The following is a 23,032-nucleotide window of genomic DNA, read 5'->3' as shown; positions in this document are numbered from 1 at the left end:
CGTTTTTACCGAGGCTAAATGAAGTTTACGTTAACGTAAAGTGTCACTTGTGCTTTTTTTGGGTGGCAAATGTTTTTGTGAAAATCATTAAAGCATTGAAATATAAGGGTATTGATGGCTATTGAGTGTGATGAAAGTACTAGTATTAGACTAAAGTAGTAATTGTATTCCCCTAAGGTAAATTGCTAGTTTGCATTCGTACCTTACGTGAAGGTAAAAAATTCGACGCCAAGTGCGAAAGCCAGCATAAAAACAACAAGAGGCTTGGTTTACACATGAGTGCAGACTATGTTCTCGAGACCCGTAACCTGATCAAAGCGTTTAAGGGTTTCACCGCGGTCGACGACGTTAACCTCCAGGTGACGCGCGGCCAGATACATGCCTTGATCGGTCCTAACGGTGCCGGCAAGACGACAGTATTCAACCTGTTGACCAAGTTCCTGACGCCTACATCCGGTCAGATTCTGTTCAACGGCAAGGATATTACCGCCATGAAGCCGGCTGCTATTGCGCGTGCCGGTGTCATACGATCTTTCCAGATTTCTGCTGTATTCCCGCACCTGACCGTGCTGGAGAATGTACGCATCGCCCTGCAGCGCAAGGAAGGTAACAGCTTCCACTTCTGGCGCCCGCAGGCTGTACTGAACAAGCTCAACGATCGTGCAATTGAGCTGCTCGACTCTGTTGGCCTGGCCGAATTTGCCGATGCGCAAACTGTCGACCTTTCCTATGGCCGCAAGCGTGCGCTTGAAATTGCGACCACCCTGGCACTTGAACCTGAACTGATGCTGCTTGACGAGCCGACACAGGGGATGGGGCACGAAGATGTGGGGCTGGTAGCGGATCTGATTAAAAAGGTTTCTGCTGATCGCACCATTCTGATGGTGGAGCACAACCTGCATGTGGTCTCCAAGCTTGCTGACCGTATTACGGTATTGCAGCGGGGTGCCATTCTGACCGAAGGTGATTATGCCACTGTGTCTGCCGACCCGCGTGTGCGTGAAGCATACATGGGGACAGCCGCCAGTGAAGAGCAGGATCGCATGAATGCAGAAGCGGCTGCCGCCGAGGGGCACAAGGAGGAAGTACAGGCATGAGTACGCACCGTGAAAAACTGCGCATTGCAGATCTGCATGCCTTTTATGGTGAGTCCCATATCCTGCATGGCATCGACATGCACGTGATGCAGGGCGAGCTGGTGACGCTGCTGGGACGTAACGGCTCCGGTCGTTCGACCACGCTGCGGGCCATTATGAATATGGTGGGGCGCAGGACGGGCTCCATTAACATCAACGGTACCGAAACGATCGGGCTTCCGGCCCACAAGATCGCACATTTGGGATTGGGTTACTGTCCGGAAGAGCGCGGCATTTTTTCCAGCTTGAACGTGGAAGAAAATCTGCTGTTGCCACCTCCTGTCCGCTCCGACGGCATGAGTGTGGAAGAGCTCTACGAGATGTTCCCCAACCTCTATGAGCGTCGATACAGCCAGGGCACCCGCCTGTCAGGTGGTGAGCAGCAAATGCTTGCACTGGCCCGTATCCTGCGCTCCGGTGCCAATATTCTGCTGCTGGACGAAATCACCGAAGGCCTGGCCCCGGTAATCGTTCAGAAGCTGGGCGAGGTACTGGTCAAGCTGAAGGAGCGTGGTTTGACCATTCTGTTGGTGGAGCAGAACTTCCGTTTTGCTGCCCCGATTGCCGACCGTCACTACGTTATGGAACACGGTCACATTGTCGAGGAAGTTCAGGCCGATGAGCTTGAAGCCAAGACAGAGCTCCTGAATACCTATCTGGGCGTTTAAAGCCCGTGTGAGACATAAAAATAAAAATGCTCGACAGGAGAGTATCGATGAAAATGATGAAGAAAACCCTGCTGGCTGCATCCGTTGCTGCTTTTGCCTCTACCGGTGCCATGGCCGAGATCTCTGACGGCAAGGTTAAAATCGGTGTTCTGGCAGACATGGGCGGTGTGTATGCCGATATCTGTGGTCAGGGTTGCGTAACAGCAACTCAGATGGCGGTTGAAGATTTCGGTGGTACCGTTCTGGGTGCGCCGATCGAGATTGTCAGTGCAGACGACCAGCTGAAGCCGGACGTAGGCTCTGCCATCGTGCGCAAGTGGGTTGAGAACGAGCAGGTTGATGCCGTGGGCGGCATGGTATCTTCGGCTGTAACCGGTGCGGCGACCAAGGTCACCACCGATGCCAAGAAGATCGCGCTGATCTCGACTTCTGCCTCTAACGCGTTCACCACCAAGCAGTGCTCGCCGTACAACGTTCATTGGACCTACAACGTAGTTGCGCTGGCCAAGGGTACTGTGAAGCCCATGGTTGAAGCCGGCAAGAAGAAATGGTTCTTCATCACTGCCGACTATGCCTTTGGTCACGCCCTGGAAGGCGTAGCGACCAAGGTCATCGAAGAGAACGGCGGTGAAGTTGTAGGTGCTGCGCGCGCTCCGCTGGGCACAACAGACTTCTCTTCTTATATTCTCCAGGCACAGTCTTCAGGTGCTGACGTAGTGGCACTGGCAAACGCCGGTAACGATACCGTTAACTCTCTGAAAGCGGCGTCCGAATTCGGTCTGACCCAGATGATGGATGTAGCGGGTCTGCTGGTATTCACCCCGAACGCTCAGGCAATGGACCCGAACGTGGCCGGTGGCATGCGTACCACAACCGGTTTCTACTGGGATCTGGATGAGAAGACCCGTGAATGGAGCAAGCGCTTCATGGAACGTCACGGCTCCATCCCGGCGATGGGTCACGCAGGTGCATACTCCATGACCATGCACTACCTGAAAGCCATCGAAGCGGCCGGTACCGATGACTCTGATGCAGTCATCCGCAAGATGAAAGAAATGAAGCCGGACGACTTCTTCTCCCGCAATGCAACCCTCCGTAACGACGGTCGTATGGTGCACGACATGTACTATGTCGAAATCAAGAAGCCTGACGAGCGTCGCGATGACAACGACATCTTCAAGGTTGTAAGCACTATTCCGGGCGACCAGGCGTACGCGCCGATGTTGCCGGAGTGCGACTTCAAATAAAAAATAAGCTTTAAACCGCTTAAGCAAGGCCGGCCACTGCCCTCAGGGCAGTGGTACGGACCTCTGCTGCCAAAAATAACTAAAAGCGGCGTGAACGGGACAAGGCTATGGCGACTTTTCTTGGAATCAACCTGTTTGGTTTGTTCGGCCAGTTGTTGGTCGGTCTGATCAATGGATCCTTCTATGCATTGCTCAGCCTCGGGCTGGCGATCATCTTCGGTCTTTTGAAAATCATTAACTTTGCTCAGGGTGCCATGTACATGCTGGGCGCGTTTGCGGCCTGGCTGGCTTTGAACTACCTGGGCATCAACTATTGGGCGGCCCTTGTGGTAGTGCCGCTGGTAGTGGGTCTTGTCGGCGTTCTGATGGAACGGTTCCTGATCCGTCCTATCGCAAATGAAGATCACCTTTACAGTCTGCTGCTGACATTCGGTTTTGCGCTGATGCTGCAGGGTCTGTTTACACACATGTATGGCTCTTCTGGCCTGTCTTACTCTATTCCGGAAGCGCTTAGTGGTGGTACCAAGCTGCCGTTCATGTATCTGCCGGATTACCGTGCCTGGATCATCTGTGCCTCTGTTGTAGTCTGTGGCCTGACCTGGTGGATGATTGAGAAAACCAAGCTGGGTGCCTATCTGCGTGCGGGTACTGAAAACCCACAGCTGATGCAGGCGTTCGGTATCAACGTACCGCTGATCGTAACCCTGACGTTCGGCTTCGGTGTTGCGCTGGCAGGTCTGGCCGGTGTCATGGCAGCACCCATCTACTCGGTAACCCCTGATATGGGTTCAAATCTCCTGATCGTCGTGTTCGCCATTGTGGTCATCGGCGGCATGGGCTCCATCGGTGGCGCTATCCTGACCGGTCTTGGCATGGGCGTGATCGAAGGTTTGACGAAGTACTTCTACCCGGAAGCCTCCAATACGGTGATCTTCCTGGTGATGGTGATTGTCCTGCTGCTCAAGCCTGCGGGCCTGTTCGGCAAGGAAGCGTAAGGGGATAGTAAAATGAAAATTAACAAGTTCTATGTCGTAATGTTGTTGCTGGCCCTGGTGGCGCCCTTTGTGCTCTACCCGGTGTTCCTGGCCAAGCTCCTTTGCTTTGCGCTCTTTGCCTGTGCATTCAACCTGATGCTGGGCTACGTGGGCCTGCTGTCCTTCGGTCACGCTGCCTTCCTGGGGACCGGTGGCTATATCACCGGCTGGCTGATGATGAACTCCGGCCTGACCCCCGAAATCGCCATTTTGCTGGGCACTGCCGCCGCCGGTGTGCTGGGGGCCATCTACGGCAAGCTGTCGGTCAAGCGTGAAGGCATCTACTTTGCGATGGTGACGCTGGCACTGTCCCAGCTGGTGTTCTTCATCTACCTGCAGGCGCCTTTCACCGGCGGTGAGGACGGCATGCAGGGTGTACCGCGCGGCAATCTGTTTGGCCTGATCGATCTGTCAGACAATCTGAACATGTACTACTTCGTACTGGCGATCTTCCTGTTCGGTTTCTGGCTGATTCACCGCACCATTCACTCGCCCTTCGGTCAGGTGCTGAAAGCGATTCGTGAGAATGAGCCGCGTGCCGTGTCTCTGGGCTACAACGTGAACGACTACAAATGGGTCGCCTTCACTATCTCGGCTGCTCTGGCCGGTCTGGCGGGTTCTACCAAGACGCTGGTGTTCCAGCTGGCATCCCTGACCGATGTGCACTGGCACATGTCCGGTGAGGTCGTGCTGATGACCCTGGTAGGGGGCGTAGGCACCATTTTCGGACCTGTCGTGGGTGCAGGTGTCATCGTTACCATGCAGAACTACCTGTCGGGTGGTGAGCTGGGTAACTACATCCACATTATCATGGGCTTCATCTTTGTGGTCTGTGTACTGGCGTTCCGTAGCGGTATCGTCGGTGAATTCCAGAAAGTCTGGAAGCGCAACTTCGGCTAAGCCTTTATCGTCGAGCCATTCGCCTGTCGGAGATGCCCCCGGCAGGCGTTTTTTCGTTTGAATACTGAACTGCTTGGCCCCTGTCCACGTATGGCCTAAGATTCGTCATCTACACACGCCATTCAGCAGGTCACAAGGAGTCAGTATGGGGTATCGCGGGGTCGAAGGCTTTAAGCATGATCAGCAGGATTTGACCGGGGTGCTGATCACCAACCTGGGCACACCCGATGCGCCAACCACACCTGCCTTGCGTCGTTATCTTAAAGAATTTCTGTGGGACCCTCGCGTGGTCGAGGTGCCGCGCCCGATCTGGTGGTGCATCCTCAACGGTATCATCCTGAACATTCGTCCCAGACGTTCGGCTGCCGCCTATCGTGAAGTGTGGACCGATCAGGGATCACCCTTGATGTTGCATACGCTGGCTCAGCGAGATGCATTACGCGAGCGGCTACAGGCCCGGTTTGGTGAAAACCTGATGGTCGAATGCGCCATGCGCTACGGCAATCCCTCCATCAGCAGCGTTATCGATCGCATGCAGCAGGCCGGCGTGAGGCGCCTGTTGGTGCTGCCTCTCTATCCGCAGTACTCCGGTGCTACCACGGCCTCTACCTTTGATGCGGTCGCCGATGACTTTCGCCAGCGTCGTTGGCTGCCCGAGCTTCGCATGATCAATCATTATCATGACTATGCCCCTTATATCGAGGCACTGGCCACGTCAATCGAAGCACACTGGGAAGTCCATGGGCGGCCGGACAGGCTGTTGATGTCCTACCACGGCGTTCCCAAACGCTACCTGTTGCAGGGTGATCCGTATTTCTGTGAGTGCCACAAAACCAGCCGTCTGCTGGCTGAACGCCTGGGTCTGCAGGAAGGGGAGTGGATGACCACCTTCCAGTCGCGCTTTGGTCGTGAGGAGTGGCTCAAGCCCTACACCGATGAAACGCTCAAGTCACTGCCTGGTGAAGGGGTCAAGTTTGTACAGGTCGTCTGTCCCGGTTTCTCGGCAGACTGTCTGGAAACCATCGAAGAGATTGGTCAGGAAAACCGTGAGTACTTCATGGAGGCGGGGGGCGAGCGCTACGAGTACATCCCGGCCTTGAATGCTGATGCAGCGCATATCAATGCACTGGAGGCGCTTGTGCTGGAAAACTTGGGAGGCTGGTCGGCCGGTGCGGAAATCGATGGTGCGAAACGCGCAAAACTTGCTCAGGCTCAAGGCGCGACGCAATAGGCATGCCTGAGCCATAAAAAAGGATTTTCCGAGGTGTAAAATACACCGATTAGCGGCAATGGGATGTCGCATCAGGAGCCCCCGTAAATGGAACTCGCAAACGAACTCAATAACCTGCCGGATGCCGTGTTCATTATCGAACCGGCGACTGCCAGAATCATTGATGTGAACGTGCAGGCCTGTCGCGATATGCATGCCTGCCGGGAAGACCTGCTGGGTAAAACGGTCATGCAGCTTCAGGATGATGTGCATGACCCTGCTCACTGGCACTCTCTGGTGGAAGTGATGCGCCGGGAGCGCAGTTATCTGTTCATAGGTCATCACCGTCGTCTCGACGGGACTCGTTACCCTGTTGAAGTGCATACGGCCTTTATAGAGCGCGAAGGCAGGGAGCTGCTCTGCTCCGTGGCCCGAGATATCAGCACCCGCGTGGAGGTCATGAATCGCTTCGCAGACTGTGAATGCGAAGAGTGGCAGGGGCTGCACGACATTGCGGATGGTGTCTGGGAGTGGAATCTGAAGGCCAATACACTCTATTTCAGCCCGGCCCTGAAGCGGATGCTGGGGTATGGGCCTGATGAAATGCAGCCAAGGCTCGAAACCTGGAAAGACAACATACACCCTGAAGATGCGCCGCTTGTGCTCAGTATTCTTGACGAGCATTTGAAAGGTCTGCGCCATCTGTACGAGGCCGAATATCGGCTGCGAAACCGCAACGGTCATTATATGTGGATTCGGGACCGGGGGCAGGTACGCGAGCGAGACGAGCGCGGCACTCCGCTGCGTGCCGTTGGCCTGGTCAACAATATTACCGACCTGAAACTGATCGAGCAGGACCTGCAGCAGCAGGCCGACTACGACGTGCTGACCGGCTTGTTGAATCGGCGCCGGGGTGAGTTGCTTGCCGAGCAGAAACTGGCGTTAATGCACCGCCAGGGCTGTCAGTTGGGTGTGTGCCTGATCGATATCGACGACTTCAAGCAGATCAACGATATTTACGGACACCTTGCCGGTGATCAGGCGCTTAAACGTGTGGCCGGTTTTATCCGCGATTTCGTGCGTCGTTCCGATCTCCTGTTTCGCTGGGGAGGTGAGGAGTTTGTGCTGATCTGTCCGGATACCGACAAGGAAGGTATGCGCGAGCTGCTCAGCAAGCTCTGCCGCGCAATCGAGTGCATGCGTCTGGACGGCGACCTGCGCGAGCATACCGTCACCATTAGTGCCGGGGTGTCGGTCTATCCTGACCACTCTGCCGACCTGCTGAACCTGATCGCTCGGGCCGATTCGGCACTTTACACCGCCAAGCAGCAGGGCAAGAACAGGGTGGTGCTGCATGAGCATGAGGTCGAAGGCCCAGCCTGCTCAGTCTCCCGTGTAGGATGATCGACCCAGCCGCATGGCACGATAGCGGCTGGGAGATATCCCCATCATCTTCCTGAAAATGCGCGAGAAGTAATACGCATCTTCATAGCCGACCGCCCAGGCCACTTCCTTGATGCCATTGTTGGTGACGTCCAGCAAGTGGCAGGCACGTTCGATCTTTAACTGAATAAAGTGGTTGATGGGTGTGGTGCCCGTCAGCGTTTTGTACTTCTTGATGAAGTGGTATTTGGACAGGCTGACAGCGCTTGCCAGGGTCTCCACATCCAGTTGTTCGTGCAGGCGGGTTTGCATCAGGCTATGCACTTTTTCCAGATCCAGACTTTCTTCCTGCTGCTGGCGGGCAATCGGCTTGAGCAGCGCAATATGTGTCAGCAGTTGCCGCAACTGGTTTGCGCTGTGCAGATAGGAGGCCAGGTGATGGCGTGCCTGACGTGCATCCAGCAAGGCTTCAAAATCAGCAACCAGTCGCGAGTGAATGCCCAACGACAGAACCGGACTTTCCAGGTCGGTTTCCAGTTGGCTTAAAAAATCGTCCGCCAGGCTGCCGTCAAAGTGCACCCAGTAAATACTCCAGGGGTTTTTCTGATCGGTCCAGTAGTGGTGTGGCGTATGCTGCGGTAGCACAATCAGGTCGCCGGGCCTGATGATGCGGCGCTTCTTCTGCGCACCATATTCCAGCCGCCCGCTGCCCTCAAGACAATAGATCAAGAGGTAGTCATCATGCTGCTCACGCGCCATTTCATGCCCGCGTGCCAGCTGATAATAGCCCACACCCAGCGGATACAACTGTTCGCTGAGCGGGTGTTGCTGCAGTCGCGAAACCATCTGCCGCGGCAGAACGAAGCGGATGCTGTCAGGCGGAAGTGGCCAGCTTGAAGGTGTGCTCATGGACTATACATCTTTTGTCTAAGGTACTAGTGAAAACCCTTATTATGCAGCAATATAATCCATCAACTGAGCAACATTATCAATCCTGAGCCATGCAGGGCTGTGTTACAAAATGCTCAACGCATTAACGTTAACGTAAACAGGAGCGGCAACCGGCCGCTTGTGAAACGGATAACAACAATAAATTAGACTCCAAAGGTGAAGCGAATGACTCAGCATGTCCCACTTCTGATCGGCGGCGAGCTCGTCCAGAGTGAAACCAGCCAGTGGCTGCCTGTAACCAACCCCGCGACTCAGGAAGTACTTGCGCAGGTGCCTTGTGCTACGGCTGATGAGGTTGAGCGTGCGGTTGATGCCGCCAAGGCCGCGTTCGAGACCTGGAAAGAAACCGCCATTGGTGACCGTGCTCGCCTGATGCTGCGCTACCAGCACCTGCTGAAAGAACATCACGATGAGCTGGCCGAGCTGCTGGCGCAGGAAACCGGCAAAACCTTTGAAGATGCCAAGGGTGATGTATGGCGTGGTATCGAAGTGGTTGAGCATGCCTGCAACATCGCCTCACTGAGCATGGGTGAGACAGTCGAAAACGTTGCACGCAAAATTGACTGTTACAGCGTGACCCAGCCGCTGGGTGTCTGCGTGGGTATTACCCCGTTCAACTTCCCGGCGATGATTCCTCTGTGGATGTTCCCGATGGCGATCGCCTGCGGTAACACCTTTGTTCTGAAGCCTTCTGAGCAGGATCCGCTGACACCGATGCGTCTGGCCGAGCTGTTCAAGGAAGCCGGTGCGCCGGATGGTCTGCTGCAGGTCGTACACGGCACCAAGGATGTGGTGAACCAGCTGCTGACACACAAGGATACACCCGCGATCTCCTTCGTGGGCTCCGTGAATGTCGGTGAGCATATCTACCGTACCGGTACTGACCACATGAAGCGCGTGCAGGCATTTGCCGGTGCCAAGAACCACATGGTTGTCATGCCGGATGCTTCCAAGAATCAGGTTATCAATAACATCGCCGGTGCTTCAGTAGGCGCTGCCGGCCAGCGCTGCATGGCGATCTCTGTTGCGGTATTCGTGGGCGAATCGCGCGAATGGATCCCCGAGGTGCGTGATGCGCTGGCCAAGGTACGTCCAGGCGCCTGGAATGATCCGGATGCCGGTTATGGTCCGCTGATCAACCCGCAGGCAAAAGAGCGTGTGCTGAATCTGATCCAGCAGGGCAAGGATGCAGGTGCCGACTGTATTCTGGACGGCAGCGAGTGTGTCGTGGAAGGCTACCCCGATGGCAACTGGGTGGGTCCGACCATGTTCCGCAATGTCACCCGTGACATGTCCATCTATCAGGAAGAGATCTTTGGTCCGGTCCTGATTGCGCTGGAAGTGGACACACTGGAAGAGGCGATCGCGCTGATCAATGAGAACCCGTACGGCAACGGTACGTCCATCTTTACCTCGTCCGGTGCGGCCGCACGCAAGTACCAGCACGAAATCAAGGTGGGTCAGGTCGGTATCAACGTACCTGTACCGGTACCCCTGCCGATGTTCTCCTTCACCGGCTGGCGCAAGTCGTTCTACGGCGATCAGCACGCCTACGGCAAGCAGGCGGTCAAGTTCTATACCGAGACCAAAACCGTGACTGCACGCTGGTTCGAGGATGACATCGCCTCCGGCCCGAACATGACCATCCAGCTGAAATAAACCACTGCTTTCATAAAGCTGCCACGGCCGTTGAGCGGCCGTGGCCATAACAATAAAAAGCATGTCCGAGGTATGGAATGGATTTTGAACTGAACGAAGATCAGGTTGCCTTTGCCGACATGGCACGGGCATTTGCCCAGAACGAACTTGAACCCAATGCGGGCGAGTGGGATCTGGATGCTGTATTCCCGGTTGAGGTCCTGCAGAAAGCGGGTGAGCTTGGCTTCTGCGGCCTTTATACCCCTGAAGAAGTTGGTGGTCTGGGCCTGAGTCGCCTGGATGCCAGTATTATTTTTGAACAGCTTTCCATGGGCTGCACCTCCACCACCGCCTACATCACCATTCACAACATGGTGAGCTGGATGGTGGCCCAGTTTGGCAGCCCGGCGGTGGTCGAGCAGTGGGGCGAAGGTCTGGCCGCTGGCCAGCTGCTGGGTTCCTACTGTCTGACCGAGCCCAATGCCGGTTCAGATGCAGCCTCCCTGAAGACCAGTGCGCGTCTGGAGGGGGACCACTATGTCCTCAACGGCAGCAAAATCTTCATTTCGGGCGCGGGCAGCACCGATGTGCTGGTTGTGATGGCGCGTACCGGAGGTGAAGGCGCTTCCGGCATCTCTGCCTTCGCTGTAGATGCCAAAAGCGACGGAATCAGCTACGGGCGCAAGGAAGAAAAGATGGGCTGGAACTCCCAGCCCACGCGCATGGTGACCTTTGAAGATGTCAAAGTCCCCAAAGAGTGCCTGATGGCGAACGAAGGCGAAGGCTTCAAGATCGCCATGAAAGGGCTTGATGGTGGTCGCATCAACATTGCGACCTGTTCGGTGGGTACTGCCCAGCAGGCACTGAACAAGGCGCGTGAATACATGCTGGAGCGCAAGCAGTTCGGCAAGCGTCTGGCTGATTTTCAGGCACTGCAGTTCCGCCTGGCGGACATGCAGACCGAGCTGGTAGCCGCGCGTCAGATGGTGCGTCTGGCAGCAAGCAAACTGGATAAAGGTCACCCGGACGCAACGACCTACTGCGCCATGGCCAAACGCTTTGCCACCGATGTGTGTTACAACATCTGTGATGAAGCACTGCAGCTGTACGGCGGTAACGGTTACATCAAGGAATATCCGATGGAGCGCTACCTGCGTGATACCCGCGTGCATCGCATTCTGGAAGGTACCAACGAAGTCATGCGACTGATCATCTCTCGCCGTGTGCTGGCGGAAGGTGCGGCCGAGCTATAAGGAGAGCAGGGGAATGTCTGAACTGATTCAAGTAGAAAAGCGTGGTCATGTTGCACTGCTGACCATGAACAACCCGCCGGCCAACACCTGGACCGCGGATAGCCTGCAGGCACTGACTCGCATTGTGGGCGAGCTGAATGAAGACCGTGACATCTGGAGCCTGGTATTGACCGGCGAAGGCGAGAAGTTTTTCTCTGCCGGTGCCGATCTCAAACTGTTTGCCGACGGTGATCGTGCGGTTGCCGGCGAAATGGCGCGCCTCTTTGGCCAGGCGTTTGAAACGCTGAGCCGTTTCCGCGGTGTTTCCATCGCTGCCATCAATGGCTTCGCCATGGGCGGCGGTCTGGAAGTGGCACTGGCGTGCGATCTGCGTGTGGCTGAAGCTCAGGCGCAGATGGCCCTGCCGGAAGCGAAGGTTGGCCTGCTTCCTTGTGCCGGTGGTACTCAGAACCTGACCTGGCTGGTCGGTGAAGGCTGGGCCAAGCGCATGATCCTGTGCGGCGAGCGTGTAAAAGCGGACAAGGCACTGGAAATTGGCCTGGTTGAAGAAGTGGTCGAGCAGGGGCAGGCGCTGGAACGTGCGCTGCAGCTGGCCGAGCAGGTTGGTGAGCAGAGCCCGTCAGCAGTTGCCGCGTGCAAGACGCTGATTCAGTCCGGTCGTAGCCGCCCGCTGGATCAAGGGTACATCATCGAGCGCGAACTCTTTGTGGATCTGTTCCACACCGAAGATCAGCGTGAAGGGGTCAACGCCTTCCTGGAGAAGCGCAAGGCCGAATGGAAGAACCGCTAATCCGGGAGCCCAAGCATGAGCTGTGTACTCTTTAGCGAACACGCGACAAAGGATGGTCAGATCATTGGCGAGATCCGCCTCAACGCGGAGAAGTCGCTCAACGCACTGACGCTGGACATGATCGACCTGATGCAACCCAAACTGGATGTCTGGCGTGATGACCCCAACGTGGTTGCCGTGCTGCTGGACAGTGAGGGTGACAAGGCGTTCTGTGCCGGTGGCGATATCGTCAACCTGTACAAGTCCATGGCTGCGAACGATACCGACTTTCCGGAGCAGTTCTTCACCCGGGAATACCGTCTGGACTATACCCTGCATACCTATCCCAAGCCGATTATCTGCTGGGGCAGCGGTATCGTGATGGGCGGCGGCATGGGTCTGATGAACGGCTGCAGCCACCGCGTCGTGACCGAAACTTCTCACCTTGCCATGCCGGAAGTGACCATCGGTCTTTATCCGGACGTGGGTGGCAGCTGGTTCCTCAACCGCATGCCCGGTGGGACAGGGCTGTTTCTGGGCCTGACCGGTAACCCGATCAATGCGGTCGATGCGCTCTATCTGGGACTGGCTGACCGGGCGCTGACCACCGACATGCGTGAAGGCATGTTGCAGCGTCTGCAGAACGAACACTGGGGCGAAGATGCCGGAGGCGTGGTCAGTCGCGTACTGCGTGAGCTTGAAGACGAAAGCCGAAGCGCCTTTGACGAGATGGCGGGGCCCATCCGTGCACACGAAGCACTGATCCGCGAGGTGACGGACCATGACTCTGTAGAAGAGATGGTCGAAGCCCTGTTGGCGATCGAGTCGGATGACAAGTGGGTCAAGCGGGCGCAAAAGGCGATCAGTCATGGCAGCCCGCTGTCGATCAAGATGATCCACGAGCAGTTGCACCGTTGCCGTCACATGTCGTTGAAGGAAGTGTTCCAGCATGAGCTGATCCTCTCCGTGCAGTGCTGCCGACATGGCGAGCTGCAGGAAGGGGTGCGAGCACTCCTGATCGACAAGGATGGCCAGCCGAAGTGGACCTTCGACTCGGTCGAGAAAGTGGATCCTGCGTTCCTTGAAGGCCTGTTCAAGCCGCTTTGGGACACGCACCCGCTGGCAGATCTCTAATTGATTCAGGCGCGCTCACCCTGAGTGCGCCAAAGGTTTACCACAGAATAAAAACAAGGAATTACATCATGGCAACTATCGCATTTATCGGTCTGGGAAACATGGGTGGCCCTATGGCTGCCAATCTGGCCAAGGCAGGTCACAGTGTTAAGGCGTTCGATCTTTCGCCGCAGGCGCTGGAACAGGCCGCGTCTCAGGGCTGTCAGATCGCCGACAGTGCGCAGCAGGCTGCATCCGGTGTGGACTTTGTCATTTCCATGCTGCCGGCCGGCAAGCACGTTGAAGGTCTGTATGTCTCCGGTGATCAGCCCCTGTTTGATCAGCTCGACAGCAGCACGCTGGTGATCGACTGCTCCACAATTGACGCCGATACTGCACGCAGTGTGGCAGCAGCCGGTGCCGAGAAAGGTGTTGGCTTTATCGATGCGCCGGTCTCCGGCGGTGTCGGGGGCGCTCAGGCCGGTACGCTGACCTTTATCGTTGGGGGTACGGATGCCCAGTTCCAGCAGGCCAAGCCGATCCTGGAGTGCATGGGCAAGAACATCTTCCACGCCGGTGATCATGGTGCTGGACAGATTGCCAAGGTCTGTAACAACATGCTGCTGGGCATTCTGATGTCAGGTACCTGTGAAGCACTGAACATGGGCGTCAAAAACGGCCTGGATCCCAAGGTTCTGTCCGACATCATGAAGCAGAGTTCCGGCAACAACTGGGCCCTGCAGGTGTACAACCCCTTCCCGGGTGTCATGGATGGCGTGCCTGCTTCCCGCGATTACCAAGGTGGCTTCCAGGTAGATCTGATGTTCAAGGATCTGGGTCTGGCCATGGATGTCAGCCAGAAGAGTGCAGCGGCGACCCCGATGGGCTCTGCGGCACGTGCACTGTTCAACCTTCACAAGTCCGCTGGCAACGGCGGGCTGGATTTCTCCAGCCTGATCAAACTCTATCAGGACGCGGACTGAGTCGGGGCACCTAGGCCTGACCTTGTCGATGGTGTCGCCTGGCACCATCGGCATATAACAAGAATAAAACGAGGTGGAGCATGGATTACAACGAACAGTACCGGGCATCAATCGAAAACCCGGAGGCCTACTGGGCTGAGCAAGCCAAGAACATCGCCTGGTTCAAACACCCTGAAACAACACTGACAACCACCGATTGGGGTACGCACAGCTGGTATGCCGACGGTGAACTGAATACCTGCTATCTGGCCGTTGATCACCAGATCGAGCAGGGGCGCGGGGAGCAGGTTGCACTCTATTACGACTCTCCGGTGACCAATACCAAGGAAGCCATCACCTTCAATGCGCTGAAGGACAAGGTAAGCCGTTTCGCCGGCACCCTCCGAAAGCTGGGTGTCGAAAAGGGCGACACCGTCGTTATCTATATGCCGATGATACCCGAGGCAGCCGTGGCCATGCTGGCCTGTGCCCGTCTGGGGGCCGTGCATTCGGTCGTGTTCGGCGGTTTTGCACCCAACGAGCTGGCTATCCGTATTGATGATGCCAAGCCCAAGGCCATTCTGACCGCGTCCTGCGGGATCGAGTTTGACAAGAAAATTGCCTACAAGCCCCTGGTCGACAAGGCGATCGAACTGGCTACTCATACGCCGCCGCACACGCTGGTTTGCCAGCGCCCCATGCTGAAGGCGGACATGGACCCTGCGCGTGACCTGGACTGGTATGAGGCGCAGGAAGGGGTAGAACCGGCTGAATGCGTGCCGGTCAAGGGCTCAGATCCGCTGTATATCCTCTACACCTCCGGCACCACCGGTCAGCCGAAGGGGATTGTGCGGGATAACGGTGGTTATGCCGTCGCGCTGCGATACGCGCTGAACAATGTCTACGGCATGGAAGCGGGTGATGTCTGGTGGGGCGCCTCCGACATCGGCTGGGTTGTAGGCCACTCCTTTATCGTTTATGGGCCCTTGATGGGTGGTTGCAGTGCCATTTTCTATGAAGGCAAGCCGATCAAGACGCCTGATGCGGGTGCGTTCTGGCGCATCATTGAAGAGTACAAGGTGAACTCCATGTTCTGTGCGCCGACGGCCTTCCGTGCCGTGCGCAAGGAAGATGCCGAGGGCGCTCTGGCGCAAAAATATGACCTGAGCAGCCTGCGCTGGATTTTTGTGGCGGGCGAGAAGCTGGATTCCTCTACCTATTACTGGCTCGACGATCTGCTGAAGGTGCCGGTGATCGACCACTGGTGGCAGACCGAAACCGGCTGGCCGGTCACTGCACCGATGATGGGATGGGATAACCCGTCCGAACCGCGACTGGGTTCAACCAACAAACCCATCCCGGGCTACGACATCCAGGTACTGGATGGGGATGGCGAGCCGGTTGCAGCAGGCGAAGCAGGCAATATCTGCATCAAGCTGCCGCTGCCGCCGGGGGTAGCCTGGAGCATCTGGAACAACAATGACCGCTTCGTCAGCTCCTATCTGACCGCCTTCCCCGGCTATTACCACACCGGTGACGGTGGCTATAAGGACGAAGACAACTACGTCTACATTACCGGCCGTACGGATGATGTCATCAACGTGTCCGGTCATCGTCTCTCAACCGGTGAGATGGAAGAGGTGGTATCGGCTCATGCAGCGGTTGCCGAGTGTGCGGTCATCGGTGTTGTCGATGAACTCAAGGGACAGGTGCCGGTTGGCCTGATCGTGCTCAAGGCAGGTGCCGAGATGGACGAGGAACAGCTTGAGAAAGAGCTGGTGGCCATGGTGCGTGAACAGGTTGGTGCTCTGGCCTGCTTCCGCCGCGCCGTAGTGGTGCAGCGCCTGCCGAAAACACGTTCGGGCAAGATTTTGCGCGCAATCCTGCGCAAGATCGCTGCACGTGAAGACTACAAGATGCCGTCAACCATCGATGACGAATCCATCCTCCCGGAAATCGAGGAGAAAATTCGGGCGGTAGGACTCGCCTGAATCGGGTCGGGGCCACCGGCCCCGGCCTTCTTGTGACATCCCGTTGTTGCAACTCTTGCCACGGACGGTCTCTCGGACCTTGAGGGAAGCAATTCCCTCTTTTTTGGTTACCTCACCCCGAACCCAATCGCTGCACACTTCCTGCTGGCCCTTCATCGCAAGCACAGGCACAATAGGCCCAAGCAGAGCGTCCCTGTCTCTGCGTGAGTGAGGAGGGTATACCCATGAGCCAAAGCACACCCCATCCCAAGTTTGTTGAGGCGATGCGCCAGCTTTCAGCAATGAGCGAGGAGGAACGGTTGTCAGAGGAAAACAAGGAACTCTTCGAGCAGGCGATGAACTATGCACCTCTCGATATTCAGCCTGCTTTAATGGCGATTCGGAAAAAATACGAAGACCCGATTCACTGATTCAAGGAATAGCCGCGGCCTGATTGATCGGGCCGCTTCATCTCGAACATGCCAGCAACAAGTCCCCCGTTAACCTCGTCCCCTCTGTTGGCAGGTCCCATCCTGCGCCGAATCACACCTGACGAACTGACGCTCTGGTGCCTTGCCACCGAGCCGCTGGAGTTCGCACTGACGCTGCAGTGTGCGAAGGACACCTTGTTCGACCGTGTATTGTCTGAGTCCGAGCGCTGGCATATGCCGCTGGGCACTCATGCGCACGCCTACCTGATTCACCTCAAGCCGGACACGCCCCTGCTGGAAGGGATTCGCATCGATTATGATCTGAAGTTCTCGGCCCGGGGTGGTCGCTGGGTTTCCATCGCCGAGTGGGGCGCTGACCTGCTGTATCCGGGTGAGCAACTGCCGGGCTTTGTGATCCAGCCACGACTGAACTCCATGCTGCACGGTTCCTGTCGCAAGCCGCATCATGATTCCAGGGATGGACTGGCGCGTGCCGATCAATGGCTGAGTGAGCGGCTGGATACACCTGAAGACTGGCCAGCCGTTCTGATGATGAGCGGCGATCAGCTTTATGCCGATGATGTGGCCGGGCCCCTGTTGCAGGCGGCGCATCAGCTCAGTGACCGGCTGGGGCTCTGGGATGAACAGCTTGAAGGCGGGGGTGTCAGCTCCAATGCCGAGCTGAGGCAGAGCCCGCACTGCTATTACGAGCGCGAGTGTCTGCTGCCGCGCGACCAGTTGAGCCAGAAGGTGAAGGACAAGTTCTTCAGTGGCGTGCGCAAGCCGATCTTCACCAGTGACTCCGCGCACAATCATCTGATTACCTTTACCGAAGTGATCGCATGCTACTGTCTGGTCTGGTCGCCCCGGGCCTGGGATGGCCTTGATCTGTCTCCCTTGTCGTTTTCGGCGCCGCACCAGGCGCGCTACACCCTTGAAGCGGATGCCATCGACGGTTTTCGGCAACAACTGCCCGCCGTGCGCCGGGTGATGGCGCATCTGCCCACCTACATGATCTTCGATGATCATGATGTGACCGATGACTGGAATCTGTCGGCGGCCTGGGAGATGTCTGCCTACGGGCATCCCTTTTCACGTCAGATCATCGGTAACGCTTTGATCGGCTACCTGGTCTGTCAGGGGGCCGGCAACGCCCCTGAGCGTATTCGGCGTCACCTGGGTGAATACCTGGATGCCTGGCTTGAGCGCCGGCGCAATGAGGATCATCAGGCGCTGATTACGGAGCTGATCGCGTTTGAGCGCTGGGATTACCTGATTCCGGTAGAGCCGGGTGTGCTGGTGCTGGACACTCGCACGCGCCGCTGGCGGGCTGAACGCAACCTGGCCAGCCCGTCAGGCCTGATGGACTGGGAAGCACTGACCGAGCTTCAGCAGCTGCTGCTGGGTCGCAAGGCCGTGATCATCGTTTCGCCAGCCCCGGTATTTGGCGTCAAGCTGATAGAGGCCATTCAGAAACTGTTTACCACCTTTGGTCAGCCTCTGATGGTGGATGCGGAGAACTGGATGGCACACCCGGGCTCGGCCAACGTGATGCTGAACATCTTTCGCCACACGCGCACGCCTGAACATTTCGTCATTCTCTCGGGCGATGTGCATTACTCCTTCGTGTATGACATCGAGATACGCTTTCGCAAGGGTGGTCCAAAGATATGGCAGATCACCAGCAGCGGCCTGAAAAATGAGTTTCCGAAAGGGTTGCTGAAGCTGTTTGACCGGGTAAACCGCTGGATGTATGCCCCCGCGTCGCCATTGAACTGGTTTACCAAGCGCCGGTTGATGAGGGTATCACCCCGCAGACCCGAGGGTGCGGCCGAAGGCTGCCGGCTGGTGAATAATGCCGGTATTGGTCTGGTGCGCTTTGCGGATGATGGCGAGCCCGAAGAGGTCTGGCAGCTCGGGGCTGACGGGGTGGATGTCCGTTTTGACCTCAGTGATGAAGAGGAACATTGGGGCTGATCGGGCACTGACGTATACTTTGCCGGTCCAAAATCCGTCAGATTTTGTCGTGGAGAATCAGTCTGAATGACCCAATACTGGAACCGCCTGCAGGACCGGATGGAACGCCTGCGCGCCAACAAGCTGTTTGAAACCTTCGTGATTGCCGTGATCATCGCATCTGCGCTGCTGATCGGAGCCAAAACCTACGAAGAATCTTCCCGCTTTGATCGCTGGATCAACTGGCTTGATCTGGGCGTCACCCTGTTTTTCCTGTTCGAGATCGTCGTGCGAATGGCGGCGGAAAAGCGTTTTCTGGATTTCTTCAAGAAAGGCTGGAACGTTTTCGATTTCGTCATCGTCGTGGCCAGCCTGGTGCCGATCAACGACTCGGAAATGGTGTTGATTGCGCGCCTGCTCAGGGTGTTCCGCGTCCTCCGTCTGGTGTCATTGATTCCGGAGCTGCGCATCCTGCTGGCGGCACTGGTTAAATCCATCCCGCGCATGGGCTATGTAGCCCTGTTGATGTTCATTATCTTCTACATCTATGCCGCGATTGGCAGTTTCATGTTCAGCGGTGTGGACCCGGTGCTCTGGGGCAATATCACCATCGCCATGCTGACGCTGTTTCGCGTGGCCACCTTTGAGGACTGGACCGATGTCATGTACGACACCATGGAAGTCTACCCCTACAGCTGGATCTTCTACCTGACCTTTATCTTCCTGACCGCCTTCGTGTTCCTGAACATGATGATCGGTATTGTGCTGGATGTGATGCAGAAGGAGAGTGCAGCCGAGCAGCTTGAAAGCGGCGAGGGTGAGGCAGCAGAAGTGCACTGGATGCGTGAGCGCATGGTGCTGATGAGTGAGCAACTCGATCGCATCGAACGCCAGCTGGGACAGCAGGACCGCGATTCCCGATGAGCAGCGTGCATGGACCGCTCAAGGCCTATCGGGACGCTCGTGCGGCCGGCTTTGTAGAGGACCCGGCACAGGCCGAGGCAGCGCGGTGGTTGCAGAGCTGTTTCGATGCCGTTCATCGCAATGAATCGGACGCCTCCGGGGTCTACCTCTGGGGGCGTGTCGGGCGCGGCAAAACCTGGCTCATGGACCTGTTTCACCGCCAGGTTGAGTGCCCGGCCCGGCGTCAGCATTTCCACCATTTCATGCGCGATGTTCACCAGCGGCTGTTCCGGTTGAATGGTACCGCTGATCCCTTGAGCGCGCTGGTGTCCGAGCTTGCCAGCGAGGTGAAGGTCCTCTGTCTGGACGAATTCTTCGTCAGTGATATTGGCGATGCGGTGATACTGGGTGGCCTTGTGCGGCGACTGTTTGAACAGGGAGTGGTAATGGTGATGACCTCGAACCAGCCCCCGCACAAGCTGTATGAAAACGGATTTAATCGTGAGCGTTTCCTGCCGGCCATTAAGGCGATTGAGGCCCAGATGCAGGTGGTTGCACTCGATGGTGAACAGGATCACCGCCTGCACCCGGGACAGGTGCAACAGCGCTACTGGGTCAGGCAGGGACGTGACTCACACCTTGCTGAGCTGTTTCGCTATCAGCAGCGAGGACAGGCCCGGTCCGGGCCGGTACTGGCGAATAATCGTACCGTCCAGAGCTTGCAGCACGATGATCACCAGCTTTGGTGCACCTACGCGCAGCTCTGTGAAGCGCCACTGGCCGCGGCGGATTATATCGAGCTTTGTGATCGCTTCTCGCATGTGTTGTTAAGTGATGTGCCCGTTCTGACAACGGAGAGGAGCCTGAGAGGGATTGCGCGCGGTACCGAGGACGGGGCTGAACTGGTCAGTGCCGGTGAGCGTGAGCTGCCGCGTTTGAGTGCGAAGGATAATGGCGTGAGACGGTTTATCGCTCTGGTCGATGAGTGCTACGACCGCCGTGTGCCGCTGTGGATTGAAGCTGAGGTCCCCATGGATGCGCTCTATCCTGATGGCCATCTTGGCTTTGCCTTTCGACGTACCCTCAGCCGGCTGAAGGAGATGCAGTTCAGCCGCTTTGGCACCGGCTGAAAGCCCCTTGTCCCTGGCGGGGATTTTCTTTTCCCCAACAATCATGTAGATACTGAGGGACTAATAATTTTAATAATGGGAGTAAGGGGTCATGCTGAGGCTGCTGGGCAATATTATCTGGTTTCTGCTGGGTGGGGTCGTGATGGGGTTGGCCTGGTACCTGGCAGGGCTGCTGGCCATGATAACCATCATCGGGTTGCCCTGGGCGCGGGCCTGTTTTGTGATCGGCACTTTCTGTTTCTTTCCGTTTGGCAAGGAAGCGGTCAGCCGTAAAGCCATTTCCGGTCATGATGACATCGGAACGGGAGCGCTGGGGCTTATCGGGAACATCATCTGGTTTGTGCTGGTGGGGATCTGGCTGGCAGTCGGTCACCTGATGTCCGCCGTCGCCTGCTTCATCACCATTATCGGCATTCCGTTCGGTATTCAGCACCTTAAGCTGGCACTGATTACACTTTCACCCATCGGGCAGACCGTGATCGACAGCGATCGTCCGCGATGGGTGGAGTGAGGCCGGTGGGCAAAGCCTAGTCGGCGATTTTATCCAGTGAATGAGCCAGTTGGTCGATGCGCTCACGTGTGGCATCAACCAATTGTGAAACTTGTGACGCAGCATCGGAAGAGCGGCCTGCCAGATCGCGGACCTCAGAAGCCACGACGGAGAACCCGCGCCCGGCTTCACCGGCTCGGGCAGCTTCAATGGCCGCGTTGAGGGCGAGCAGATTGGTCTGGTCAGCAATCCCTGAGATGCTGCCGATGATATTTCCGATCTCCTGACCGACGCGCAGCAGCTCCTCCATTGCCTGGTGTGTCTCCTGCACAGCAGCTTGACGGTCGGTCACGTCAACGCCAAACATCACGTAGCGCGTGACATTGCCTTCGAAGTCCTTGAGTTGACTCAGCCGAGCGTCAAACGCATGCTCCTTGCCGGTGTTGTCGGTAAAGCCGACCAGCATTTTGATCTGGTCCGAGCTGCCGTTGTCCCGATACTGCTTTTCGATCTGCTGCCAAAGAGACCGACAGGCCGCTTGAGCATCCTCCTGTGGACCTGCTTTGGAAGCAAACAGCTCGTTGTAGTGGACAGGGGTACCCTGTTGATCCCACTCAACCACCATCAGCGCTTCGTCCATCAGGTCCAGTCGGTCAAAGGAGTCCTTGGCCTGTTGGCGGGTATTGGTGATGTCGGCCTGAACCGAAATATATTTCTCGACACGCCCCTGGTCATTGAACACAGGGTTGATCGACATGGCGATCCAATAGGGTTTGCCGCTGCGTGTATAGTTCAAGATCTCTTCGTAGAAGGGTTCCTGTCGGCTCAGGCAGGTACCGATGCGCTCAACAACGGCAGGGTCAGTCGCCGGCCCTTGCAGGAAACTGCCCGGAATGCGGCCCCTGACTTCATCCAGCTCATAGCCGGTCATGTGGGTGAACCCCGGGTTGACGTACTCGATGGCACCCTTGCTGTCGGTGATCACCACGGCGTTGCTGGTGGTGTTGGCGACCAGTGACAGCATGGCGATCTCGTCACGGCGCTGAACATCTTCCGTAATATCCTTTACAAAGGCCGTAAAGAGTACGTCATCGCCAACCGCAACGCGGGCCAGCGTAAACAGCCCCCACTTTTTGCTGCCATCCTTGCAGTGAACCGGAAGCTCGACCGGCTTGCCGATTATGCGGTTGATGCCCGAATCACGGTTGCGGTTGACGTAGCCGTCATGGTTATCGCGATGCTCGGGGCTCACCAGCATTTTCACATTTTCGCCCAGCATCTCGTCGCGGCTATAGCCCCAGAGTTCAACGGCCGCATCGTTGCAGAACATGATCTTGTTGGCCTTGTCGATGGTGACAACCGCATCATTGGTCTGGGCCAGAATCTGCTCGACCATGTTGCGTTGTTCACGTTCCTTGCTGCAATCTCGCGCAAAGGCCGTGTAGTAGGTTTTGCGGCCAACCTTAATCTGAGAAATGGTGATGTTGATCCAGGTGTGACTGCCGTCTTTACGCTGAATTTCGATCTCGATGGAAGACCCGACGATACGGTCCTGACCGTCCTTGCGATGCCGATTGACATGGTCATCATGGTGATCCCGATGCGCGGGATGAACCAGTATTTTAACGTTCTTGCCCAGTACTTCAGTGGCGCTGTAACCCCATAGTGCTTCCGCAGCGGGGTTATAGTTCACGATCTTGTTCTGGTCATCGATAGTCACCACCGCAATGGTGCTTTGCTCCAGTGACTTTTCAGCCAGGCGCGAAGTGGTACTGAACATGTCATGCTCCTCTGGGGGGCGTGTAAGCTGAACGATTCATGGGTGTTCACTGCTTACGCGCAGGATCAGGTTTAGAGCATGCGAGTTGCAAAAAAGCGACAAGAAAAA

20 protein-coding genes are annotated in these 23,032 nt (G+C 56.7%); 18 read left to right on the top strand and 2 right to left on the bottom strand.

Going from position 1 to position 23,032, the window contains the following annotated elements; all coding sequences use genetic code 11:
- Nucleotides 1-275 precede the first annotated feature (275 nt).
- From H9C73_RS13175 to H9C73_RS13145, 7 genes are all read left to right on the top strand, one after another.
- On the top strand, nucleotides 276-1,097 hold the full coding sequence (locus tag H9C73_RS13175; protein ID WP_209288364.1) for an ABC transporter ATP-binding protein: 822 nt from the start codon (nucleotides 276-278) through the stop codon (nucleotides 1,095-1,097).
- Nucleotides 1,094-1,804: an ABC transporter ATP-binding protein gene (locus tag H9C73_RS13170; RefSeq protein WP_209288363.1), complete on the top strand. Its 711-nt coding sequence runs from the start codon at nucleotides 1,094-1,096 to the stop codon at nucleotides 1,802-1,804. The genes H9C73_RS13175 and H9C73_RS13170 overlap by 4 nt, the downstream gene beginning before the upstream one ends.
- A 47-nt stretch (nucleotides 1,805-1,851) precedes the next feature.
- On the top strand, nucleotides 1,852-3,051 hold the full coding sequence (locus tag H9C73_RS13165; RefSeq protein ID WP_209288362.1) for an ABC transporter substrate-binding protein: 1,200 nt from the start codon (nucleotides 1,852-1,854) through the stop codon (nucleotides 3,049-3,051).
- 107 nt (nucleotides 3,052-3,158) lie between these two features.
- Nucleotides 3,159-4,046: a branched-chain amino acid ABC transporter permease gene (locus H9C73_RS13160; protein ID WP_209288361.1), complete on the top strand. Its 888-nt coding sequence runs from the start codon at nucleotides 3,159-3,161 to the stop codon at nucleotides 4,044-4,046.
- Between the two features lie 12 nt (nucleotides 4,047-4,058).
- The gene (locus H9C73_RS13155; RefSeq protein WP_209288360.1) at nucleotides 4,059-4,985 is read left to right on the top strand and encodes a branched-chain amino acid ABC transporter permease; all 927 of its coding nucleotides are present in this window, start codon (nucleotides 4,059-4,061) and stop codon (nucleotides 4,983-4,985) included.
- A gap of 145 nt (nucleotides 4,986-5,130) precedes the next feature.
- Nucleotides 5,131-6,216, top strand: coding sequence for a ferrochelatase (hemH, locus tag H9C73_RS13150; RefSeq protein ID WP_209288359.1), 1,086 nt, complete (start codon nucleotides 5,131-5,133; stop codon nucleotides 6,214-6,216).
- Nucleotides 6,217-6,303: 87 nt separating this feature from the next.
- Nucleotides 6,304-7,599: a sensor domain-containing diguanylate cyclase gene (locus H9C73_RS13145; protein WP_209288358.1), complete on the top strand. Its 1,296-nt coding sequence runs from the start codon at nucleotides 6,304-6,306 to the stop codon at nucleotides 7,597-7,599.
- Here H9C73_RS13145 and H9C73_RS13140 read toward each other — a convergent pair.
- On the bottom strand, nucleotides 7,579-8,487 hold the full coding sequence (locus tag H9C73_RS13140; RefSeq protein ID WP_209288357.1) for an AraC family transcriptional regulator: 909 nt from the start codon (nucleotides 8,485-8,487) through the stop codon (nucleotides 7,579-7,581). The two genes, H9C73_RS13145 and H9C73_RS13140, sit on opposite strands and share 21 nt — an antisense overlap.
- Nucleotides 8,488-8,694: 207 nt before the next feature.
- Between H9C73_RS13140 and H9C73_RS13135 the strand changes: the two genes are divergently transcribed.
- The 11 genes from H9C73_RS13135 to H9C73_RS13085 all read left to right on the top strand — a co-directional run bounded on the left by H9C73_RS13135 (nucleotide 8,695) and on the right by H9C73_RS13085 (nucleotide 21,165).
- Nucleotides 8,695-10,188: a CoA-acylating methylmalonate-semialdehyde dehydrogenase gene (locus H9C73_RS13135; protein ID WP_209288356.1), complete on the top strand. Its 1,494-nt coding sequence runs from the start codon at nucleotides 8,695-8,697 to the stop codon at nucleotides 10,186-10,188.
- A gap of 77 nt (nucleotides 10,189-10,265) precedes the next feature.
- Complete coding sequence (locus tag H9C73_RS13130; RefSeq protein WP_209288355.1) at nucleotides 10,266-11,420, top strand: acyl-CoA dehydrogenase family protein; 1,155 nt, start codon at nucleotides 10,266-10,268, stop codon at nucleotides 11,418-11,420.
- A 13-nt stretch (nucleotides 11,421-11,433) separates the two neighbouring features.
- Nucleotides 11,434-12,210 (top strand): enoyl-CoA hydratase, encoded by a 777-nt coding sequence (locus H9C73_RS13125; RefSeq protein WP_209288354.1) that lies wholly within the window; start codon nucleotides 11,434-11,436, stop codon nucleotides 12,208-12,210.
- Nucleotides 12,211-12,225: 15 nt separating this feature from the next.
- Nucleotides 12,226-13,323, top strand: coding sequence for an enoyl-CoA hydratase/isomerase family protein (locus H9C73_RS13120; protein WP_209288353.1), 1,098 nt, complete (start codon nucleotides 12,226-12,228; stop codon nucleotides 13,321-13,323).
- 68 nt (nucleotides 13,324-13,391) lie between these two features.
- Nucleotides 13,392-14,285 carry a 3-hydroxyisobutyrate dehydrogenase gene (mmsB, locus tag H9C73_RS13115; RefSeq protein ID WP_209288352.1) on the top strand — a complete coding sequence of 298 codons (894 nt, stop codon included), beginning with the start codon at nucleotides 13,392-13,394 and terminating at the stop codon, nucleotides 14,283-14,285.
- A gap of 80 nt (nucleotides 14,286-14,365) precedes the next feature.
- Entirely contained in the window at nucleotides 14,366-16,255 is a 1,890-nt protein-coding gene (locus H9C73_RS13110) for a propionyl-CoA synthetase (RefSeq protein WP_209288351.1), read from the top strand.
- A 224-nt stretch (nucleotides 16,256-16,479) separates the two neighbouring features.
- Complete coding sequence (locus H9C73_RS13105; protein ID WP_209288350.1) at nucleotides 16,480-16,665, top strand: hypothetical protein; 186 nt, start codon at nucleotides 16,480-16,482, stop codon at nucleotides 16,663-16,665.
- 48 nt (nucleotides 16,666-16,713) lie between these two features.
- The gene (locus tag H9C73_RS13100; protein ID WP_209288349.1) at nucleotides 16,714-18,642 is read left to right on the top strand and encodes an alkaline phosphatase D family protein; all 1,929 of its coding nucleotides are present in this window, start codon (nucleotides 16,714-16,716) and stop codon (nucleotides 18,640-18,642) included.
- Nucleotides 18,643-18,708: 66 nt separating this feature from the next.
- Complete coding sequence (locus H9C73_RS13095; RefSeq protein ID WP_209288348.1) at nucleotides 18,709-19,545, top strand: ion transporter; 837 nt, start codon at nucleotides 18,709-18,711, stop codon at nucleotides 19,543-19,545.
- Nucleotides 19,542-20,654 (top strand): cell division protein ZapE, encoded by a 1,113-nt coding sequence (zapE, locus tag H9C73_RS13090; protein WP_209288347.1) that lies wholly within the window; start codon nucleotides 19,542-19,544, stop codon nucleotides 20,652-20,654. Before H9C73_RS13095 ends, zapE begins: the two co-directional genes overlap by 4 nt.
- A 91-nt stretch (nucleotides 20,655-20,745) precedes the next feature.
- Nucleotides 20,746-21,165 (top strand): YccF domain-containing protein, encoded by a 420-nt coding sequence (locus H9C73_RS13085; protein ID WP_209288346.1) that lies wholly within the window; start codon nucleotides 20,746-20,748, stop codon nucleotides 21,163-21,165.
- 16 nt (nucleotides 21,166-21,181) lie between these two features.
- Here the strand turns inward: H9C73_RS13085 and H9C73_RS16385 are convergent, their stop codons facing one another.
- The gene (locus H9C73_RS16385; RefSeq protein WP_209288345.1) at nucleotides 21,182-22,924 is read right to left on the bottom strand and encodes a PAS domain S-box protein; all 1,743 of its coding nucleotides are present in this window, start codon (nucleotides 22,922-22,924) and stop codon (nucleotides 21,182-21,184) included.
- Nucleotides 22,925-23,032 lie beyond the last annotated feature (108 nt).

The sequence above is a fragment of the Marinobacterium alkalitolerans genome (assembly GCF_017776525.1).
Lineage (GTDB): Bacteria > Pseudomonadota > Gammaproteobacteria > Pseudomonadales > Balneatricaceae > Marinobacterium > Marinobacterium alkalitolerans.
The sequence above is the reverse complement of the archived record's forward strand: the minus strand, read 5'-3'. Positions and strand labels throughout refer to the sequence as shown.

What these genes read in the sequence shown, in the direction of transcription:
- H9C73_RS13175 (WP_209288364.1), top strand. Translation starts at nt 276, where the DNA reads ATGAGTGCAGACTATGTTCTCGAGACCCGTAACCTGATCAAAGCGTTT.
- H9C73_RS13170 (WP_209288363.1), top strand. Translation starts at nt 1,094, where the DNA reads ATGAGTACGCACCGTGAAAAACTGCGCATTGCAGATCTGCATGCCTTT.
- H9C73_RS13165 (WP_209288362.1), top strand. Translation starts at nt 1,852, where the DNA reads ATGAAAATGATGAAGAAAACCCTGCTGGCTGCATCCGTTGCTGCTTTT.
- H9C73_RS13160 (WP_209288361.1), top strand. Translation starts at nt 3,159, where the DNA reads ATGGCGACTTTTCTTGGAATCAACCTGTTTGGTTTGTTCGGCCAGTTG.
- H9C73_RS13155 (WP_209288360.1), top strand. Translation starts at nt 4,059, where the DNA reads ATGAAAATTAACAAGTTCTATGTCGTAATGTTGTTGCTGGCCCTGGTG.
- hemH (WP_209288359.1), top strand. Translation starts at nt 5,131, where the DNA reads ATGGGGTATCGCGGGGTCGAAGGCTTTAAGCATGATCAGCAGGATTTG.
- H9C73_RS13145 (WP_209288358.1), top strand. Translation starts at nt 6,304, where the DNA reads ATGGAACTCGCAAACGAACTCAATAACCTGCCGGATGCCGTGTTCATT.
- H9C73_RS13140 (WP_209288357.1), bottom strand. Translation starts at nt 8,487, where the DNA reads ATGAGCACACCTTCAAGCTGGCCACTTCCGCCTGACAGCATCCGCTTC.
- H9C73_RS13135 (WP_209288356.1), top strand. Translation starts at nt 8,695, where the DNA reads ATGACTCAGCATGTCCCACTTCTGATCGGCGGCGAGCTCGTCCAGAGT.
- H9C73_RS13130 (WP_209288355.1), top strand. Translation starts at nt 10,266, where the DNA reads ATGGATTTTGAACTGAACGAAGATCAGGTTGCCTTTGCCGACATGGCA.
- H9C73_RS13125 (WP_209288354.1), top strand. Translation starts at nt 11,434, where the DNA reads ATGTCTGAACTGATTCAAGTAGAAAAGCGTGGTCATGTTGCACTGCTG.
- H9C73_RS13120 (WP_209288353.1), top strand. Translation starts at nt 12,226, where the DNA reads ATGAGCTGTGTACTCTTTAGCGAACACGCGACAAAGGATGGTCAGATC.
- mmsB (WP_209288352.1), top strand. Translation starts at nt 13,392, where the DNA reads ATGGCAACTATCGCATTTATCGGTCTGGGAAACATGGGTGGCCCTATG.
- H9C73_RS13110 (WP_209288351.1), top strand. Translation starts at nt 14,366, where the DNA reads ATGGATTACAACGAACAGTACCGGGCATCAATCGAAAACCCGGAGGCC.
- H9C73_RS13105 (WP_209288350.1), top strand. Translation starts at nt 16,480, where the DNA reads ATGAGCCAAAGCACACCCCATCCCAAGTTTGTTGAGGCGATGCGCCAG.
- H9C73_RS13100 (WP_209288349.1), top strand. Translation starts at nt 16,714, where the DNA reads ATGCCAGCAACAAGTCCCCCGTTAACCTCGTCCCCTCTGTTGGCAGGT.
- H9C73_RS13095 (WP_209288348.1), top strand. Translation starts at nt 18,709, where the DNA reads ATGACCCAATACTGGAACCGCCTGCAGGACCGGATGGAACGCCTGCGC.
- zapE (WP_209288347.1), top strand. Translation starts at nt 19,542, where the DNA reads ATGAGCAGCGTGCATGGACCGCTCAAGGCCTATCGGGACGCTCGTGCG.
- H9C73_RS13085 (WP_209288346.1), top strand. Translation starts at nt 20,746, where the DNA reads ATGCTGAGGCTGCTGGGCAATATTATCTGGTTTCTGCTGGGTGGGGTC.
- H9C73_RS16385 (WP_209288345.1), bottom strand. Translation starts at nt 22,924, where the DNA reads ATGTTCAGTACCACTTCGCGCCTGGCTGAAAAGTCACTGGAGCAAAGC.